12 protein-coding genes are annotated in these 18344 nt (G+C 56.8%); 1 reads left to right on the top strand and 11 read right to left on the bottom strand.

Going from position 1 to position 18344, the window contains the following annotated elements:
• Positions 1 to 35: 35 nt before the first annotated feature.
• The gene (gene amiC / locus AAEY27_RS04700; protein WP_342323755.1) at positions 36 to 1289 is read right to left on the bottom strand and encodes an N-acetylmuramoyl-L-alanine amidase AmiC; all 1254 of its coding nucleotides are present in this window, start codon (positions 1287 to 1289) and stop codon (positions 36 to 38) included.
• A 224-nt stretch (positions 1290 to 1513) separates the two neighbouring features.
• Between amiC and argA the strand changes: the two genes are divergently transcribed.
• Positions 1514 to 2845, top strand: coding sequence for an amino-acid N-acetyltransferase (gene argA, locus AAEY27_RS04695; protein ID WP_342323754.1), 1332 nt, complete (start codon positions 1514 to 1516; stop codon positions 2843 to 2845).
• Between the two features lie 27 nt (positions 2846 to 2872).
• On the opposite strand, the gene recD is transcribed toward argA, so the two are convergent.
• The 10 genes from recD to lgt all read right to left on the bottom strand — a co-directional run bounded on the left by recD (position 2873) and on the right by lgt (position 18264).
• Complete coding sequence (gene recD / locus AAEY27_RS04690) at positions 2873 to 4711, bottom strand: exodeoxyribonuclease V subunit alpha (protein WP_342323753.1); 1839 nt, start codon at positions 4709 to 4711, stop codon at positions 2873 to 2875.
• Entirely contained in the window at positions 4708 to 8256 is a 3549-nt protein-coding gene (gene recB / locus AAEY27_RS04685) for an exodeoxyribonuclease V subunit beta (protein WP_342323752.1), read from the bottom strand. Before recB ends, recD begins: the two co-directional genes overlap by 4 nt.
• The gene (ptrA, locus tag AAEY27_RS04680) at positions 8249 to 11137 is read right to left on the bottom strand and encodes a pitrilysin (RefSeq protein ID WP_342323751.1); all 2889 of its coding nucleotides are present in this window, start codon (positions 11135 to 11137) and stop codon (positions 8249 to 8251) included. The genes recB and ptrA overlap by 8 nt, the downstream gene beginning before the upstream one ends.
• Before the next feature lie 151 nt (positions 11138 to 11288).
• Complete coding sequence (gene recC / locus AAEY27_RS04675; RefSeq protein ID WP_342323750.1) at positions 11289 to 14660, bottom strand: exodeoxyribonuclease V subunit gamma; 3372 nt, start codon at positions 14658 to 14660, stop codon at positions 11289 to 11291.
• A 12-nt stretch (positions 14661 to 14672) separates the two neighbouring features.
• Positions 14673 to 14996, bottom strand: a complete 324-nt coding sequence (locus tag AAEY27_RS04670; protein WP_342323749.1) for a prepilin-type N-terminal cleavage/methylation domain-containing protein — start codon at positions 14994 to 14996, stop codon at positions 14673 to 14675.
• On the bottom strand, positions 14981 to 15388 hold the full coding sequence (locus tag AAEY27_RS04665) for a DUF2509 family protein (RefSeq protein ID WP_342323748.1): 408 nt from the start codon (positions 15386 to 15388) through the stop codon (positions 14981 to 14983). Before AAEY27_RS04665 ends, AAEY27_RS04670 begins: the two co-directional genes overlap by 16 nt.
• A complete protein-coding gene (locus tag AAEY27_RS04660; RefSeq protein WP_342323747.1) occupies positions 15385 to 15948 on the bottom strand; it encodes a prepilin peptidase-dependent protein in 564 nt (187 codons plus the stop codon). Before AAEY27_RS04660 ends, AAEY27_RS04665 begins: the two co-directional genes overlap by 4 nt.
• The gene (locus AAEY27_RS04655; protein ID WP_342325460.1) at positions 15942 to 16403 is read right to left on the bottom strand and encodes a prepilin peptidase-dependent protein; all 462 of its coding nucleotides are present in this window, start codon (positions 16401 to 16403) and stop codon (positions 15942 to 15944) included. The genes AAEY27_RS04660 and AAEY27_RS04655 overlap by 7 nt, the downstream gene beginning before the upstream one ends.
• A gap of 184 nt (positions 16404 to 16587) precedes the next feature.
• Positions 16588 to 17382 carry a thymidylate synthase gene (gene thyA, locus AAEY27_RS04650; RefSeq protein ID WP_342323746.1) on the bottom strand — a complete coding sequence of 265 codons (795 nt, stop codon included), beginning with the start codon at positions 17380 to 17382 and terminating at the stop codon, positions 16588 to 16590.
• 6 nt (positions 17383 to 17388) lie between these two features.
• The gene (gene lgt / locus AAEY27_RS04645; protein WP_342323745.1) at positions 17389 to 18264 is read right to left on the bottom strand and encodes a prolipoprotein diacylglyceryl transferase; all 876 of its coding nucleotides are present in this window, start codon (positions 18262 to 18264) and stop codon (positions 17389 to 17391) included.
• Between the last annotated feature and the right edge of the window lie 80 nt (positions 18265 to 18344).

The following is an 18344-nucleotide window of genomic DNA, read 5'->3' as shown; positions in this document are numbered from 1 at the left end:
ATAAAAGAATAATGGCGCTATTGAGCGCCATTTTGTTATCCCCTTCTCGCCAGCGTCGCGCCATCCGCGAAGTAGGCTTTAATCCCGGCCAGAATCGACTCCGCCACTTCCTGCTGGAATTTCGCGGTTTTCAGCTTACGCTCTTCTTCCACGTTACTGATAAACGCCGTCTCGACCAGAATCGACGGAATATCAGGCGCTTTCAGCACCGCAAAGCCCGCCTGCTCAACGCTGTTTTTATGCAGATTGTTAACGCCGCCCAGCTTGTTCAACACCGCTTTACCAAACTTCAGGCTGTCGTTGATGGTCAACGACTGCACCATATCGAACATGGTGTGGTCCAGATAGCGATCGCCGCTTTTACTCACCCCACCAATTAAGTCTGCCGCGTTCTGTGTGTCCGCCAGATATTTCGCCGCGGTACTGGTCGCGCCTTTGGTCGACAGCGCAAACACCGAAGAACCACTTGGCTGGCGGCTGCTAAACGCATCGGCGTGAATCGACACAAACAGGTCCGCGCGCTGTTTCTGCGCTTTCGCGACACGCACTTTCAGCGGAATAAACACATCCTCGTTGCGCGTCATATAGGCTTTCATATTGCCTTCTTTCTCGATCAGCGCATGCAAGCGGCGGGCGATTTGCAGCACCACGTCTTTTTCACGGGTGCGATATTTCCCCGTAGCACCTGGATCTTCACCACCGTGGCCGGGATCGAGCATTATGACGATCGGCCTGTCGCGCCCGGCTTTACCTGGCTGCGGGCCGCTTTGCGCCGGTGGCACTTGCTGGTCGAGATCGCCTTTGTTGTACTCTTCGAGCAGCGCCAGCAGCGGATCCTGCACATCTTTCGCATTCACCGGATAAAGATCCATCACCAGACGCTCTTTGAAACCTGCGACCGGTGCCAGCGCAAACAGTTGCGGCTTCACGTCTTGTTTTAGCTCAAACACCATGCGCACGGTCTGCGGATCGAACTGCCCGACACGCGCGGATTTGATATAAGGATCGTCGACGCGGATCTGCGCGCCCATGCCTTTCAGCACAGAGTTAAGGTGCACCCCTTCAAGATCCACCACCAGCCGGTCGGGATTGCTCAACGCAAACTGTTTGTATTTCACAACACGGTTCGATTCCACCGTCACGCGCGTATAGCTGGACGCTGGCCAGACGCGAACCGCCACCACCTGGCTGACGGCCGCCAGACCAACCTGGCTCACGCTTAATAACCACATGGCCCCCGCTCCTTTTAATAATCTGCGGCGGCTCAGCGCTGAATGACTTCCCGACATGCTTCTCCCGAGCAATTACTTTAAATAATGATTTACGTCAGAATTGACCGAAAACTTTAGCGAATGATGCATAAACTGTCATCTATTAAAGGGTAAACATATGTCTGCTGGCTGGCTTCGTGAAAGCGCGTTGATGAGATAGCGTGAAAATTTACACTTGCGCCGACGGTCATAAAAGAATAAAAATACACATTTTACGAATAATCATGCAGTGAGGACAGGCCGTGGTAAAAGAGCGCAGGACCGAACTGGTGCAGGGATTTCGCCATTCCGTTCCCTATATCAATGCCCATCGGGGAAAGACATTTGTCATTATGCTCGGCGGTGAAGCCATTGAGCATGAAAACTTCTCCAGTATTGTCAACGACATCGGCCTTCTGCATAGCTTAGGAATAAGGTTGGTTGTGGTCTATGGCGCGCGTCCGCAAATCGACGCAAATCTGGCCGAACACAACCACGAGCCGATTTATCACAAACATACCCGCGTGACCGACGCAAAAACCCTTGAGCTGGTAAAACAAGCCGCCGGGCTGCTGCAACTGGATATTACCGCGCGTCTGTCGATGAGCCTCAACAATACGCCGCTGCAAGGCGCGCATATTAATGTGGTGAGCGGCAACTTTATTATTTCCCAACCGTTGGGCGTGGATGACGGCGTTGATTACTGCCACAGCGGCCGTATTCGCCGCATTGATGAAGAAGCGATCCACCGCCAGCTCGACAGCGGCGCGATTGTGCTGATGGGCCCGGTCGCCGTTTCCGTCACGGGCGAGAGCTTCAACCTCACTTCTGAAGAGATCGCCACACAACTGGCCATCAAACTTAAAGCAGAAAAAATGATCGGCTTTTGCTCCACGCAAGGGGTGATGAACGACGACGGCGACATTGTTTCCGAGCTCTTCCCGAATGAAGCGCAGGCGCGCGTTGAGGTGCTGGAAGAACGCGGAGATTACCATTCCGGTACCGTGCGTTTTCTGCGCGGCGCGGTGAAAGCCTGCCGCAGCGGCGTGCGTCGCAGCCACTTAATCAGCTATCAGGAAGATGGCTCGCTGTTGCAGGAACTGTTCTCGCGCGACGGCATTGGTACGCAGATTGTGATGGAGAGCGCCGAACAAATTCGCCGCGCAACCATCAACGATATCGGCGGCATTCTTGAGCTTATCCGCCCGCTGGAGCAGCAAGGTATTCTGGTGCGCCGTTCGCGTGAGCAGCTGGAAATGGAAATCGACAAGTTCACAATTATTGAGCGCGATAATCTGACCATCGCCTGCGCGGCGCTCTATCCGTTCCCGGAAGAGAAGATTGGTGAAATGGCCTGCGTGGCCGTGCACCCGGATTACCGCAGTTCGTCACGTGGCGAAGTGCTGCTGGAGCGCATTGCGGCGCAGGCGAAGCAGATTGGCCTGAGCAAGCTGTTTGTGCTGACTACCCGCAGCATTCACTGGTTCCAGGAGCGCGGTTTTACGCCGGTGGATATCGACTCGCTGCCGGAAACCAAAAAAGAGATGTACAACTACCAGCGGCGCTCCAAAGTGCTGATGGCGGATCTCACCTGAACCCAGCCCCCGCGTTCTGCGGGGGTGTTACTTAAGCGTACTGAATAACGCATCAAGCCCGCTGCGCCGCTCGGTACGCGTGGCAATCGCCTGCGTCAGCACACGTTCGTCGGCATACAGCGACAACCGTTTGCGCGCGCGGGTAATGGCGGTGTAAACCAGTTCGCGCGTGATGACCGGCACAATCTGCCCCGGCAAAATCAGCGCCGCGTGATCGAACTCGGATCCTTGCGATTTATGCACCGTCATCGCCCAGGCCGTTTCATGCTCGGGCAAACGGCTTGGCTGAACCGATTTGATGTTGCCATCCGGCAGCGGAAACCAGACGCGTATCCCCTGCCCCTGATCCAGCGCGATTCCGATATCGCCATTAAACAACCCCAGCGCGGAATCGTTGCGCGAAATCATCACCGGTCGTCCGTGATACCAACGCGAATGCGTCAGGCGGGAAATTCGCCCCTTGCGTACCAGCGCCAGCTCCAGCCGTTCGTTTAGCCCGCCCACGCCAAACGGCCCTTCGCGCAGCGCGCATAACAACTGGTATTCACCAAACGCGGCGATGATCTCTTCCGGCGCCGCGTTGCTGTGCACCCGCGACAAATAATGCGCATAACCCGCCAGCGCATCGTCGATCATCACCTGGTACTCTTCAACGCTGTTCAGCGGTTTACGTTCAATATCACCAAAACCCTGGTTGAAGACTGCCCGCATGGCGCTTTTATCTCCGCGATTGACCGCCGCCGCCAGTTGGCCAATGCCGGAGTTGCTGCCAAAACGGTAACTTTTTTGCAGCAGACACAGGCTGTCGCGCAGCGCCGTCGCCGCATTGCCTGTGCCCGCAGGAACCGTTGAGCCGGTCAGGAGCGACAGTTGCGCGGCGCGTTCGGCGCTGTAACCGGCATTTACCCACGCGCAGATGTCCCCCAGCACCGCGCCGGCTTCCACCGACGCCAGCTGATCGCGATCGCCGAGAAAAATCACTCTGGCACGGGGGGGCAGCGCATCAATCAGCCGCGACATCATCGGCAAATCAATCATTGACGCTTCATCCACCACCAACACATCCAGGTGCAATGGGTTACCAGCATGGTGACGCAAACGCTGGCTGCCAGGCTGCGCGCCAAGCAGGCGGTGCAGCGTGCTGGCTTCCTCTGGCAGCATCGCTTTTTGCTGATCATTTAACGGAAGCTGGCGCAGCGCGTTGCCCAGCGATTCGGTCAAACGCGCGGCAGCTTTCCCCGTTGGCGCGGCAAGGCAGATGCGGCATTTCTCGCCATCCACCATTTGCACCAGCGCCGCGAGCAGTTTCGCCACAGTGGTGGTTTTCCCGGTTCCCGGCCCGCCGGAAATCACCGAAATCCGCCGTGTTAACGCCACAGCAGCGGCGACTTTCTGCCAGTTAACTTCCGTATCCGCGCCAGGCGGAAACAGCGTCTCCAACGCGTGCGCCAGCCGGGCTTCATCCACCTCCACCAGCGCACTCTGTTCAGCAAAGAACTCGGCGACGCGCCGTTCGTTCCACCACATGCGGTTCAGATAGAGCCGGGAACCGCTCAGGATAAGCGGCGTTGCGGTGCTGCCATCGCCGACGGCGGGCGACGCCAGCAGGGTTTCCTGCCAGTCGTCAGGTTCCCCAGCCCGTTCGAATAATGCGCTGACAAGGGGCGAACCATTGGCTAACGCGTCCGGCGTCAGACGCGCCAGCGGCAAGCAGACGTGCCCCTCGCCAGCATCGCGGCTGAGCAGCGCGGCGGCCAGCATCACCGCCGGTTCGTCTTCTGTGGCAACGGTTAAGGCAAACTGGACATCCAACGGCCGCAGCAACTTCTGCTCCATCGCATCCTGCAATAAAGCTTGCATACTCATGGCGTCATCTCCGGTACAACACCTGCAAACAGGGTATCCATTTGGGCGATCAGCGCGGCATCCGGTCGGGTGGTGAAAATACCCTGCTGCGGTTTTTGCGCCTCAACGCCGCGTAAAAAGAGGTAAATCACACCGCCAAAATGCTGTTCATAGTCGTAATCCGCGATGCGGTGGCGCAAATAGCGGTGCAACGCCAGGCTATAAAGCTGGTATTGCAAATCATAGCGGTGCGATTGCATTGCCGCCGCCATCGCCGCTTGCGTGTAGGCTTCGGCGCTTTCGCCGAGCCAGTTGGATTTGTAATCCAGCAGGTAGTAACGCCCGTTATGGCGAAACACCAGGTCGATAAAGCCTTTCAGCATGCCGCGCACGTCGCGAAAATCCAGCGGTGGGCAGCCAGCCGACAGCGGGTCGTACTGGCGGATTAGGCCATCCAGCGCCTCGGCGCTCAGCATCGCGCTAATCGGCAGGTAAAACTCCATCTCCACCTGTTTCTCTTTGGCCGTTAACTGGCTTAAAGAAACGCCCGCAGGCGTCAGCGGCGCGTGTAGCACGGTCTCCAGCCAGCCGCTCAATACTGGCTGCCAGTGTTCTTCATAACCGCCAGCGAGTAATTTCTCGCTAACCCACGTTGGCGAGACCGGTTGGGTAAAATCGAGGTCTTCAAACAGGCTGTGCAAAAAAGTCCCCGGCGCGGCACCGCGCGGGAATTGATGCGGGGTGAGCATGGATTCCGCTTGCGCCTCCCGTTCCCCCGCCGCGTCCACATCCAGGCGCGGCAGCAGATCCTGCGCAATACCGTGGGCGCGTTGCTGTAACCCGGAATAGCTGGTGACGCGCCAGTCATCGGCGACTTTTCGCGTCACTTCACGCACGCTTAGCGCAGGCATTTCCGCTTGCGGAAATTGCCAGCGGGCGGTATCCGGCGTCGGCGGCGTCGAAAGCACAATATCGTTATCGCACAACTGTTGCAGCGCGTTGCGCAATGCGGCGGCATCCAGCGCTTCGCCCTTTTGCAGAAGCCGTCCCAGCGCGCTCTGGTGGAAATCGCTCGGCCCGCTTTTCTCGCCCCGGCGACGGAACAGTGGCGCGATGCCGAGACTGCAATGCCAGACCGAACGCGTCAGCGCCACGTAGAGTAAACGCAGATCTTCCGCCAGACGCTCGGCTTCCGCCAGTTCGACGCTTTCGTCGGCATGGCTGAGATCGAGTACGGCATTAAAAGAGTCACGATCGTGGTAAAAGCCCTGATCCTGCACGCGAAAGTTGGCGATAAACGGCAGCCAGACCAGCGGGTATTCAAGGCCTTTGGATTTGTGAATGGTGACAATCTGCACCAGATGTTTGTCACTTTCCAGGCGTAGCTGTTCGCTGGAGGCGTTGGCATTGGGTTCCGCGATGTGCTGCGTCAGCCAGCGCGTGAGTGCATGCTCACTTTCAAGCTGCGTCCCGGCTTCCTGCAACAGCTCGCTGATGTGCAAAATATCGGTCAGCCGCCGTTCGCCACCAGATGTCGCCAACAGGTTTTCCGCCACGTGGCGCGCGCTCATCAACGTGCGCAGCATCGCCATCACACCGCGTTTTTGCCACAACTCGCGGTAGCGGGAAAACTCGTCCACCACGTCGTCCCACGCCTGCTCATCCAGATTAAGCGCTTCAATATCCCGCGCGGTAAGCCCGAGCATTGAGGTCGCTAGCGCACTGCGCAGTGTGCTTTCGCGCTCCGGCGTCAACACCGCGTGTAAAAGCCACAGCAGTTCCTGCGCTTCCGGCGTGTCAAAAACGCTGTCGCGGTTGGAGAGATACACCGAGGGAATGCCGAGCAGCGTGAGCGCATCGCGGATCAGCGACGCTTCATGGCGGCTACGCACCAGCACGGTTATGTCGGACGCCCTGACCGGCCGCGCGGTTTCACCTTCATAGAGCAGCGCCTCATTCTGCTGACCGGCGCTGAGCCAGTCGCGGATTTGCGTGGCGCAAAGTTGCGCCATAAAACTCTGGTAATCCCCAACACCGACGCCCTCACCTTCCATCAGCCACAGCTTCATAGCGGGCTGGGTTTCACCGCGAAACGCAAAGCGTAGCCCGGCATTTTTGGCGGCGGATTTCACCGGCAGGAAGGGGATCTGGCGAAACATAAAAGCGTCGTCCATCTGGCTAAACAGCCGGTTAACGCTGGCGATCATGCCCGGCGACGAGCGCCAGTTGGTATCGAGAGTATAGCGGGCGCTCACTTCGTCGCGCGCTTTCATATAGGTGAAAATATCCGCGCCGCGAAACGCGTAAATGGCCTGTTTCGGGTCACCAATCAGCAACAATCCGCACTCGGGCTGGTTTAACCAGATACGGCTAAAAATACGGTACTGCTGCGGGTCGGTATCCTGAAATTCATCAATCATCGCCACCGGGAAACGGGCGCGGATCGCGGCTGCCAGCGCCTCGCCGTTCGGGCTTTGCAGCGCGTTGTCCAGCCGGCTGAGCATATCGTCAAAACCTAACTCTCCCCGGCGGCGCTTCTCTTTTGCCACCGCCTCGCGAATTTCGCGCATGGCGCTGGTCAGCACCAGATCATTAAGCGTTAAAGGCTGCGCACGCAGTTCTTCAATGGCGACAAATAGCGGATGTTCCGGCACCACGCCACCGGCTTTCGTGCGCTCGGCGAGAAACGACTGCGCAAATTTTTCCAGCGCCTCCGGCAGCAGATAGCTGCAGGTCTCTTCCTGCGCCCAGGCGGAGATTTTTTCAATCCACTTCGCCTGGTTGCCCCGGTTGAACTTGCGCCTGTCGATGCCAGAGTTTTCAAGCAGCGGCTCCAGCTCGCCGACCGAGGCTAACCACTGGCGTTTAACCGCGTCGATCTGCGCAACAATGTGCTGATGGCGGGAGGCGAGTGTCTCAGCCGCCGACGGCGGCGATTTGATTTGCGGCGCTTCGCCTTGCAGGTAGCGGTCAATCGATTTGAGAAGATCTTGCGGCCCCTTCCACGATTCGTGGATCACCTGCGCAATGGCGCGCGGCAATGGGTAGCAGTGGCGACGCCAGAAATCGGCGCAGGCCTGGTAACGCAGCAGGGATTCATCTTCCAGCAGTTGCAGTTCGAACAACATGCCGGATTCGAACGCATTGAGGCTCAGCATGCGCTGGCAAAAGCCATGGATGGTAAAGACAGCGGCTTCGTCCATCTGCCGTTCTGCCAATAGCAACCAGTGCGCGGCCTGCTGTTTATCGTCAATCTCTTCAAGCAGGCGGGCATACAGCGGGTTGTCGGTGCTTTCACGCAGACAGGCGATACGCAGTTCATGAATATTGCTGCGAATACGGCCACGCAGCTCTTCTGTCGCAGCCTCGGTAAAGGTGACCACCAGCAGTTCTTCAACGCTGAGTGGACGCGGGAAGGCGGCGTTGCCGCCTAGCCCGAGTAACAGCCGCAGATAGAGTGCGGCGATGGTGAAGGTTTTACCGGTGCCCGCAGAGGCTTCAATCAGGCGCTCGCCGGTAAGCGGCAAGCGCAGGGGATCAAGGGACTCAGCGGTTGTTTCACTCATCTTTCTCGCTCATCAAGGGTAAGGATTGCTGCAGGGCGCTGGCGCTATCCCAGACCTTCCAGCCCTGCGGCCGGGCGTATTCCGCTTTCCCGCTCTGGCTACCGGAGATCTGTGACAATATCGCCATACCTTGCGGCTTCACCACCGCCTGATGGAAGAAGTCAGCAAGTTTTTGCGGCGTCAGCAGTTTAATCTGGGCCACTACTTTATCACGTGAATCGAAACGCATATTGCCGCGATCGAAATCTTTGCTGAGTTTGGAAGCCTCTTCACCTAATGTCTGCGGCGCTTGCATAATTTGCGCGATCACGCCCTGCTGAATTTGCGCAAACTCTTCCGGCTTCATCGCCCGCAGTTTGGCTTCCGCCGTCGGGAAGAAGGCTTTGTAACGCTCCCAAAGATAAGCAGGCTGTTTGTCGTTGCTCTGCAACAAGAAGCCCATGCCCCACTGGCGGCCAACGCTCATCGGGAAGGCAAAGACCGCATAGCCAAGCTGTTCTTCGGTACGCAACTGGTTGTAGAACCAGGGTTGAACAATCTGACCCAGCATCGCGCTGTATGCCGAACTGCTGTACTCATCAAAGCCCGGCGGCACAAACACTGCGGCAAGGGCGGAATCACTACTGGTGCCCGCTTTTTCGAAGCTGACGTTCTGTTGCTTATCCACCAGCACATCTTTGTTGCGACACCATACGGTGCCGTTTGCGCCAAGCTGTTTTTGCACATCGTGAGCGAGGTCTTTCACCCGCTGTTCGCTCAAATTACCCACTACCAGGAATTCCGGGCGCGCGTTGCTTTTCAGCGCATCGCGATACTGCAAAATGTCCTGCAAGGTAATCGACGGCAGCAATGCGCGGCGCTCTTCACGCTGGAAGTACGGCACTTGCGACACCATCTGCACCGGCATAATTGCCTGATCAAACGCTTTGCCTTTCTCGGCGGATGCCATCATTTGGCTATACCAGGACTTGGCCTGCTCAAGCTGTTCATCCGTTGCCGTATAACTGAAGTAGCCCTCCAGCAACGTCTGGAAAAGCTGCGGCAGACGCTGGGAATAACCGTTGGCGTTAAGCATTAAGCCATTGTTGGCATTGGTGGAAAAACTGATCCCGCCAACCGCCGCCTGGTTACTTAACTGATCAAGCGCCAGCCCCGCCAGATAATCATTCAGAGCAAACATCACCTGGTTCTTTGCGCTGTCCATCGCTTGCGGGTTACGCAGCACCACGCTGACATCCGCTTTCGGTTCATTGGTGAAATAGCGGCTCGGCTGATAAACCACGCGCAGCGTCGGCTCATCGACGATCAGTTCAGGGTGTTGATATTTTTTCGTCGCGGTGATCAGCGAGAAATCGTCAGGAATATAGGGGTTGAGTTCCGGGAACTTCAGCGCAATGTTGGCCGCACGCTTTTGCCAGTCGGCGAAGTTTTCCGCGGTGATTTTATCGACCTGGTAAGGTGCCTCAACAAAGTAAGCCATTTTGTTGTGTGGCTCATCGGGGCTGATGTACCAGATGCGGGCGTTTTGCGGCGTCATTTCATCCAGACGCGCCTGCACCGCTTTGGCATCAAACTGGTCAGCAATATTCACCGAATCCAGCGTATGGGCAACCGGAACGCGGATCATGGTGTCCGCCAGCCACTCCACATAATCCATATCGCGGGTAATGGACGGGTAGCGGAAATCGAGATCCAGAATGTGCGACAGCTCGTCGAAATAGCGTTTATCAACGCCTTTCTCACGCAGCAATTGCAGGTAGCTGAAAATGGCGGCCACCACTTGATCGCGGTTCGCCTGGCCTTTGTCGGTCAGGGTTGCGGAGATCGCCAGCACGCCGCTATTGCCGTTCACAACCGGATCGGAATCGCCGCGAATGCCCTCAACCAGCCCCTGGCTTTGCAGCCAGTCAGAGAGCGTTCCAGGGCTACGGTTACCAATCAGATAGGTGATGAGTTCGTCAGTTTTGCTACGAAATGCCGCGGTGTTGTTGTCGATACGGAACTCAACGCGCAGGACTTTGCGCGGCACTTCCGGGACATAATGCAGGATGATGCCTTTTTGCGCATCGGTAACGACGGGCACCGTAATTTCCGGCTTATCGATATTTTTATTCGGTACGCGACCGTAGGTCTTCACGGCCAACTTCGCCAGTTCATCGAGTGGACGGTTACTGTAAATCACCGCCTTCATCAGGTTCGCAGAGTAGTACCGATCGCGAAACGCCAGCAGCGCGTCGTGCACCGGGCTGTCAGGTTTATCACTCAGCGTTTCAAGGTTTCCGCCGGAGAAGCGCGCGCCAGGGTGAGCGGGGTTGATGGTCTCAGCGCTGACCTGCGCCATACGCATCCCGTCACGGGTGCGGGCCATCGTCAGTTCCGCATTAACAGCGTTACGTTCCCGCTCGGCGTATTTTTTATCCAGAATGGGTTCGGCAATCGCGTCCGCCATACGGTCAACCGCGCCATCCAGCGCGTCATTCTCGACTTCGAGATAGTACGCAGTGCGATAAGGCGCCGTACTGGCGTTGTGGCTGCCGCCGTGCAATTTGAGATATTCGGCGAGGCTATCCGGCTGCGGGTATTTTTTCGAGCCCATCAGCGTCATGTGCTCAAGATAGTGAGCGAGACCGGGATGCGCCTGCGGATCTTCCAGCGAGCCAATCGGCACCACCAGCGCGGAGAGGGATTTCACCGCCTGAGAGTCAGAGACCAGCAGCACGACCATGCCGTTATCAAGGCGAATCGCCTGATACTGACGCGTATCTTTGTCGCTCTTGTGGATGGTTTCCTGAACAGGTTGCCAACCATTGTCTGCCTGACTGAATGACGCCCAGAGGGCAAAAAACAGAACTAAAGCTTTTAACCAGGTGCTGCGGGGCATTCACGAACCTCATCATTAACTTTTCCCGCCTCTCAATGACCATGGAGAGCGCGGGTAAATGTGTGCTGACTGTGCCAGCACGTTTGTTATATCAGTCCGTGACCGTCGCGCATGATAATGGAAGCACCCACTCTGCGCAATTTTTATACGATCAGCCGGGCTGATTATGGCGATAAAGCGGTAACAGGAAACGTTGCGCCTGTTCGGTAATTTCAGCGTAGTACTCCGGCTCCAGGGTTCGCCACAGACGTTGATACCAAATATCATCGCCTTCGCCGCTGACCATCATGTTGCCTTCATACGCCTGCAAAAATTTGCTCTGCGCTTTTTGTAACGTCTCCTCGTCCTTTACCATGGCATCATTTGCCACGTCGTAACAGGCTTTTATCCATGCGCCGCCGCTTTCTGGCAGCAGCAACAGCGGTTTTGCCATCCCTTCCCGGTATCCTTCAATCATCATGGCAAGGTAGTGCAGCGCCTGATCGGCAGGCAGCGCCGGAAAACGCCACTCCCCGTCTTTGCGAACAAATAACCGGCTTTCGCCCGTTCCGCCACAGGCACAGTAGACAAGATGTTCCAGCCAAAGTTGCAGACCTTGCGAGACCTTCAACAGCGAAGGACGCCAGCGTAACAGACCATCCGCCTGCACATGCGGCAGCCAGCCGGTCAGGTGTACGCCGGCACAATGCAGGTCAATTTCAAGGCTGTCAGCGGGTTGGCGATGTTCAATCACACGGCTGGCCAGCGCTTGCATCTCCTGGCACTGCGTCTCCCAGATGATTTCACCAAACGCGCCATAGGGCAGTGCTCCCGCCGCCCGATAACGGCGAAACAGTTTTTCGGCATCCTGCTGTTCAACCAGCGCATTCAACAATTCATGGTTTAGCTGATAGCGGCTTAAGCCATCGAGAATAAACGGCTCGGCATCGGGGATTTCACTCTCTTCCGGGCGGAAATTGACCCGCAAGCGCATCTGAAAAAAGGCCCGCACCGGGTGCGTCCAGAAACGTTGGAGCTGATCAAAAGAGAGCGTATCCAGCGGGAGATTTTCCAATGTTTGAATAAACGGCAGGTGTTCTTCGCCTTGCAAACTCGCCGCGGGCAGCCAGTCGCGGGCATAGCTTTGCCACTCATCAGGCGTGTAGTTGGCAGGATCGAACGGCATTCGAGTATGCAGATGGGTGATATGCGCTTTCACCCGGCGTTCACTTTCATCACAGTTCAGCGATTCGTCGCCCGGCAAATAGTGGCTCTGACCGATGTAATCCACCAACTCCTGTACCAACACAGAGGGAAAACGCTCTTTGTTGTCCTGAATCGAGCGGCCAATGTAGCTGATGTAAAGCTGCTGCTGGGCAGAGATCAGCGCTTCAAGAAACAGATAGCGGTCATCGTCCCGGCGGCTGCGATCGCCGCGCTGTGGTTTCTGGCTCATCAGGTCAAAACCCAACGGCGGGAGCGTACGCGGGTAGATCCCGTCATTCATTCCCAGCAGGCAAACGACTTTGAATGGAATGGAGCGCATGGGCATCAGCGTACAGATGTTGACTGGTCCCGCAAGGAAACGCTGGCTGATACGCTCCTGATCAAGGCGCTGAGCCAGCTCATCACGCAGTAAAGAGAGCGGAACCGCCTCGTCGTAGTTCGCGCCAACGCCCTGGGCGATAATCGCCTGCCATTGCTGCTCGATCAACGCCAGCGCCGCTTCGGTGTCCTGGTCCGGCAGGAAAAAGTCATTAAGCATTTCACGACAAACCGGCAGCCACTCTTCCAGCGGGCGCGCCTCGGCAAGCCCTCTGCGCCAGATATTCAACTGCATAAGCAATGAGGCCAGGTGCCCCACCAGTTCGGCGATAAGCCCGCTCGACTCGTCATAAGGCAAAATGGACTGCCATTCCCCCTGACGACTCTCCATCGCATAACCAAGTAGCATACGCGTCAGACCAAACTGCCAGGTGTGCTGCCCGGTCGGCGGCAGTTCCAGCTCGCGCACGTTATCGTCATCCATGCCCCAGCGAATCCCGGACTCGTTCACCCACAAACGCAGGTAGCGCAGCCCTTCTTCGTTAATGTTGAACCGCGCGGCCAGCACTGGCACATCGAGCAGCGCCAGCACATCCTCAGAAACAAAGCGGCTGTCCGGCAGGGATAACAGGCTGATAAAGGCTTGCAGCGCCGGGTGCGCCTGCCGTGCGCGGCGGTCAGAAATCGCGTAAGGCAGATAGCGGTCGCCGCTGGCGCTACCGAACACCGCCTGGATATAGGGACTGTAACTGTCGATATCCGCAACCATGACCACAATGTCGCGCGGTGTCAGCTCAGGATCCTCTGCAAGCATCGCCAGCAACCGGTCATGCAGGATTTCCACTTCGCGCTGGGGGCTATGGCAAATGTGCACCGTAACGCTGCGATCATCCGGATCGAGCGGGCGCTTTTTGTCACTGCGGGCAAACTCTTCGGCGGTGACACCGGCGACCGCATTATTTTGCAGTTCAAGGATGTCGTACTTCAGGTTTTGCAGCAGCGTACCGGGCGTGATATCGACAAACGCATCCAGCTCTTCATAGCGCTCCAGACCCGCCAGCAGGAAAATATTGTCGCGCCCCAATTTTCCCCATGACGCCAGCATCGGGTTGCCCACATCCTGCTCGCCGTCAGCGTTAAATAAGCCTTCGGCATTGTGCGTGTCCTGGAAGAGCGGAAACTGGCGATCTTCCCGGTGATGGCGGCGTTTACGGGTGATCAGTTTTGCCAGAAACGCCGGATCTTTAATATCGCCCCAGTAGTAACGGCACGGGTTGGTAAACAGCAAGTGGACATCAATATGTTTGCCCAGCGCCTGCAAGGCTTGCAGATAAACGGGTGGCAATGCGGAAATCCCGCAGATGAAAACGCGGGCGGGTAGCCCGACAGGCGGTTCCTGTGCAGATTCGAGCTTGTTAATAAACCGCTGATAGAGATTGGCACGGTGCCAGTGAGGTTGGCCTAATGCGCGAGTGTGCTCCACTAGCGCGCGCCATAGCGGTGCTTGCCAGCGCTGCGCCTCGTCTAGCCCATCCACCATTTCGTCAGCTTCCCAACACGTCAACCACTCGGGGCGATAGACCAGATATTGGTCATATAAATCCGCCACGCGGGAAGAGAGCTGAAAGAGTTTGCGTTTGTCGTCATCGTCATTCAGGTAATGACGCAGCATGGCAAATTCTTCGCGCGCCAACATGCCGGGCAGCAGCGACATCAGCTTCCAGCTCATACTCTGTTTGTTGAAAGCACTCTCTTTGGGAATATCGTCCAGTACGCTGACAAACATATCCCAGATAAAGCTCGCCGGTAGCGGGAAGGTGATATTGGCGGCAATGCCGAATTTTTGCGCCAGCGTCATTTGCAGCCATTGCGCCATGCCGGTGCTTTGCACCATCACCACTTCAGGTGCGAAGGGATCGTCGAGCCTGTCACGCTCAACAATGAACTCCATCAATGCTTCCAGCACATCCAGACGATTGGAGTGGTAAACCCTTAACATATGCGCTCCTGACTACTGACTGTTTGGGCAAAATAATCGCGTCATTTTCCCCTGCCTGCCCACTGGCGAGATAACGGTGACGTTGATGCTGACACATCCCGCTAACGTTGTCTGCCCCCGTAAAACCTGCCAGCCCGACGGTAAAGACGGTGCGTCCGGTTGCGCCTGCTGCCAGGCGTAACGCCATAGTTGTCGCCACTGGCTGGCGGAGGAAAACCCGGACGCCAGTGCGCGATGATAACCGCCAAGCGCGGTGACCACCATCACCATGAGCATCATCGCCAGCAGGACTTCCATCAGGCTGAAACCGCGCTGTTTATTTATGGCAACTGACATAACGCAGCCTCCTGAAGCGGGCAAAAATCACTCCAGCCATGTGGCAGGAATCGAACCTTGTTGTTCTCCACACGCGCCAAACGCCACAGTGTTGCCTCAGCATTCGCCACAATCAACAACGCTGAGCCGTCGGCAAAAATGCGCAGGCAACTTCGCGCGTTTTGTCCTGCGGGTTGCAGGCACTGCTGCACGGGTTGCGGCAACCATGGCTGGCGACGCGCCCACTCCATCGCCGCGTGAATTTCCGCAGCATAGCGTATGCCCTGGTTTTCATGATTCACACGCCAGATATGGCTGGTCAGTTGTTGATTTAGCCCATTCAACATCAGGCTGCCCAACAGCAGTAACAAGAGCACCAGCGCCAGCGATGACATTCCGCGTTGTCGGTTCATAAGTTGTACCCGGTCACGCTGAGTTCGCCGCTTACCACCTGCCCGGCGTACCCCGGCGCACTGGCTGCAAGCGTGACGGAAAGCTGCGGGGCGAAACCGGGTGTTTGGCGCTTCGTCACAATGAACCGCTCAACGCGCATCTGCGCGGGGTCGGTGACCTTTTCCCAGCCACGCCCGGTGCATGAGGTTGCGCCGCGTAGCATTTCCAGCGCACCATTTTGCAGGCGAAAACCGGTCTGTTCCGCTTCACTGCTGGCTGGGGCTTCCCAGCGACCGTTGTTGTTGGCATCCCACTGTACAATCACACACTCCCCTGTATTGCTGATAAACAGCGGTTGCCCGCTACAACTGCCATTACAGTAGCCGGAACGTTGCAGATGTTTCGCCACCGCCCATAGCCGCTGCCAGAGATCGTCCTCGATCGTCTGCATGCGTGTATGCTGCGTCACCGCCAGTTGCAGTGATGGTAAAAACCGGGCGGAGGCGAGGAGTATCACGCTGCCAATCGCCATCGCCAGCAACGTCTCAAGCAGTGAAAACCCTTTCTGGTTGCTCAACATAGATTATCCGCCGCTTGCTGACACATCCTGATCCTGCCCCAGGCCGAAATCACTACCCGCCACTCCCCTGCACTGCTGCGCAAGCGAATATGGCCGGGCCAGGCGGTGTTGCGCAAACCATAGAAACCGAGCGACGGCGTAGCGTCCACCAGCGAAACTTCCGGCCACGCCGGGCGCAGTATAAGGCGCTGCTCCGCCGCGCAGGTTTGCGATGGCGTGGTGAGCAAACACCATTGTTCGCCTGCACGCGCGCTGTAGACCACCACTGAACGGTTGCTCCAGTTGGCCTCATCACGCAGCCGCTCCAGAAAATGACGCACCTGCAACGCGGTTTGCCACAAGCGCTGCTGCGCCTGCCAGGTTTGCCAGCCGGAAATGCCCACTCCGCTTAGGATAACAACCAGCGCCACCGCAACGAGGGTTTCAATCAGGGTAAAGCCATCTTCTTTTTTCATGTCGGCAGTCTGTCGCCGCTGAAGAATGCCGTCGAGGCGCAAAAGGAGGATTATCGAGGCGTTACGCGAGAAATTGGCGGTGTTGCAGCGGCTTGCATTTTGGCTGGAAGCCAACTCGAAGAAGGGAATTTCAGACAAAAAAAACCGGCACGTTAACGCACCGGTTGTGGCATGTTGAGCAAGGTCAGATAGCGACCGGTGCTTTGATTGCAGGATGGGGATCGTAGCCTTCGATGTCGAAGTCTTCGAAACGGTAATCAAACAGCGAGGCGGGCTTGCGTTTGATCACCAGTTTCGGCAATGCGCGCGGCTCACGACTCAGTTGCAAATGGGTCTGTTCCAGGTGATTGCTGTAAAGGTGCGTGTCGCCGCCGGTCCAGACAAAGTCGCCCGGTTCCAGGTTGCACTGCTGTGCCATCATATGCACTAACAGCGCGTAACTGGCGATGTTGAACGGCAGGCCGAGGAAGACATCGCAGGAGCGCTGATAGAGCTGGCAGGAGAGTTTCCCGTCCGCCACATAGAACTGGAAGAACGCGTGGCACGGCGCTAACGCCATTTTGTCCAACTCACCGACGTTCCAAGCCGAGACAATAATACGGCGGGAGTCGGGGTCGTTTTTCAACTGCTCGATAACCGTCGAAATCTGGTCGATGTGGCGGCCATCAGGCGTTGGCCATGCGCGCCATTGTTTGCCGTAAACCGGGCCAAGATCGCCCTGCTCATCGGCCCACTCGTCCCAGATGGTGACTTTGTTTTCGCGCAGATACGCAATGTTGGTATCGCCCTGCAGGAACCACAGCAGCTCATGAATAATTGAACGCAAATGGCAACGCTTGGTGGTCACCAGCGGGAAGCCGTCCTGCAGATTAAAACGCATCTGATGGCCAAAAATAGACAGCGTGCCTGTCCCGGTGCGGTCGTTTTTCGGGGTGCCTTCGGTCAGCACCTTTTGCATCAAATCTAAATACTGTTTCATGGTTCCTCAGGAAACGTGTTGCGGCGAACGATGGCGGTACGCCCAAATCATCATAATGATGCCCGCGACAATCATCGGAATGGACAGGATCTGCCCCATGCTGATGTATTGCACCCACTCGCCGGTGAACTGTGCATCGGGCTGGCGGAAGAACTCGACAATGATACGGAACGCGCCGTAGCCAATCAGGAACAGGCCCGAGACCGCGCCAGTCGGGCGAGGTTTACGGATAAACAGGTTAAGGATGATAAACAGTACAACGCCTTCCAGCGCCAGCTCATACAACTGAGACATGTGACGCGGCAGCACGCCGTAAGTATCAAAGATAGACTGCCATTCCGGGTGTGCTGGCAGCAGCGCGGCATCTTCAGCACGCGAGCCGGGGAACAGCATGGTGTACGGGAAAGACGGATCGACACGGCCCCACAGTTCACCGTTAATAAAGTTGCCCAGGCGACCTGCGCCAAGACCAAACGGGATCAGGGGAGCGATAAAATCAGAGACCTGGAAAAATGTGCGTTTAGTGCGTTTGGCGAAGATAATCATCACCACAATGACACCAATCAAACCGCCGTGGAAGGACATGCCGCCGTCCCACACGCGGAACAGATAAAGCGGATCGGCGAGAAACAGCGGAAAATTGTAGAACAGCACGTAGCCGAGACGGCCACCAAGAAAGACACCGAGAAAGCCAGCGTAGAGGAGATTTTCAACTTCATTTTTCGTCCAGCCACTGTTTGGGCGGTTAGCGCGGCGGGTAGCCAGCCACATGGCAAAAACGAATCCCACCAGATACATCAAACCGTACCAGTGGAGGGAAACTGGCCCAACGGAAAAAATCACCGGATCGAAGTCCGGAAAATGCAGATAGCCACTGTTCATCTGTCACCACAACTTGTTGTTATTCCGCCGAAAGTGGACAGCGGTTTACGTATGCGACCACATTTGGCGGCCGCTCCAAA

The organism is Kosakonia sp. BYX6 (assembly GCF_038449125.1).
Lineage (GTDB): Bacteria > Pseudomonadota > Gammaproteobacteria > Enterobacterales > Enterobacteriaceae > Kosakonia > Kosakonia calanthes.
This window is presented reverse-complemented; position numbering and strand designations above follow the sequence as displayed.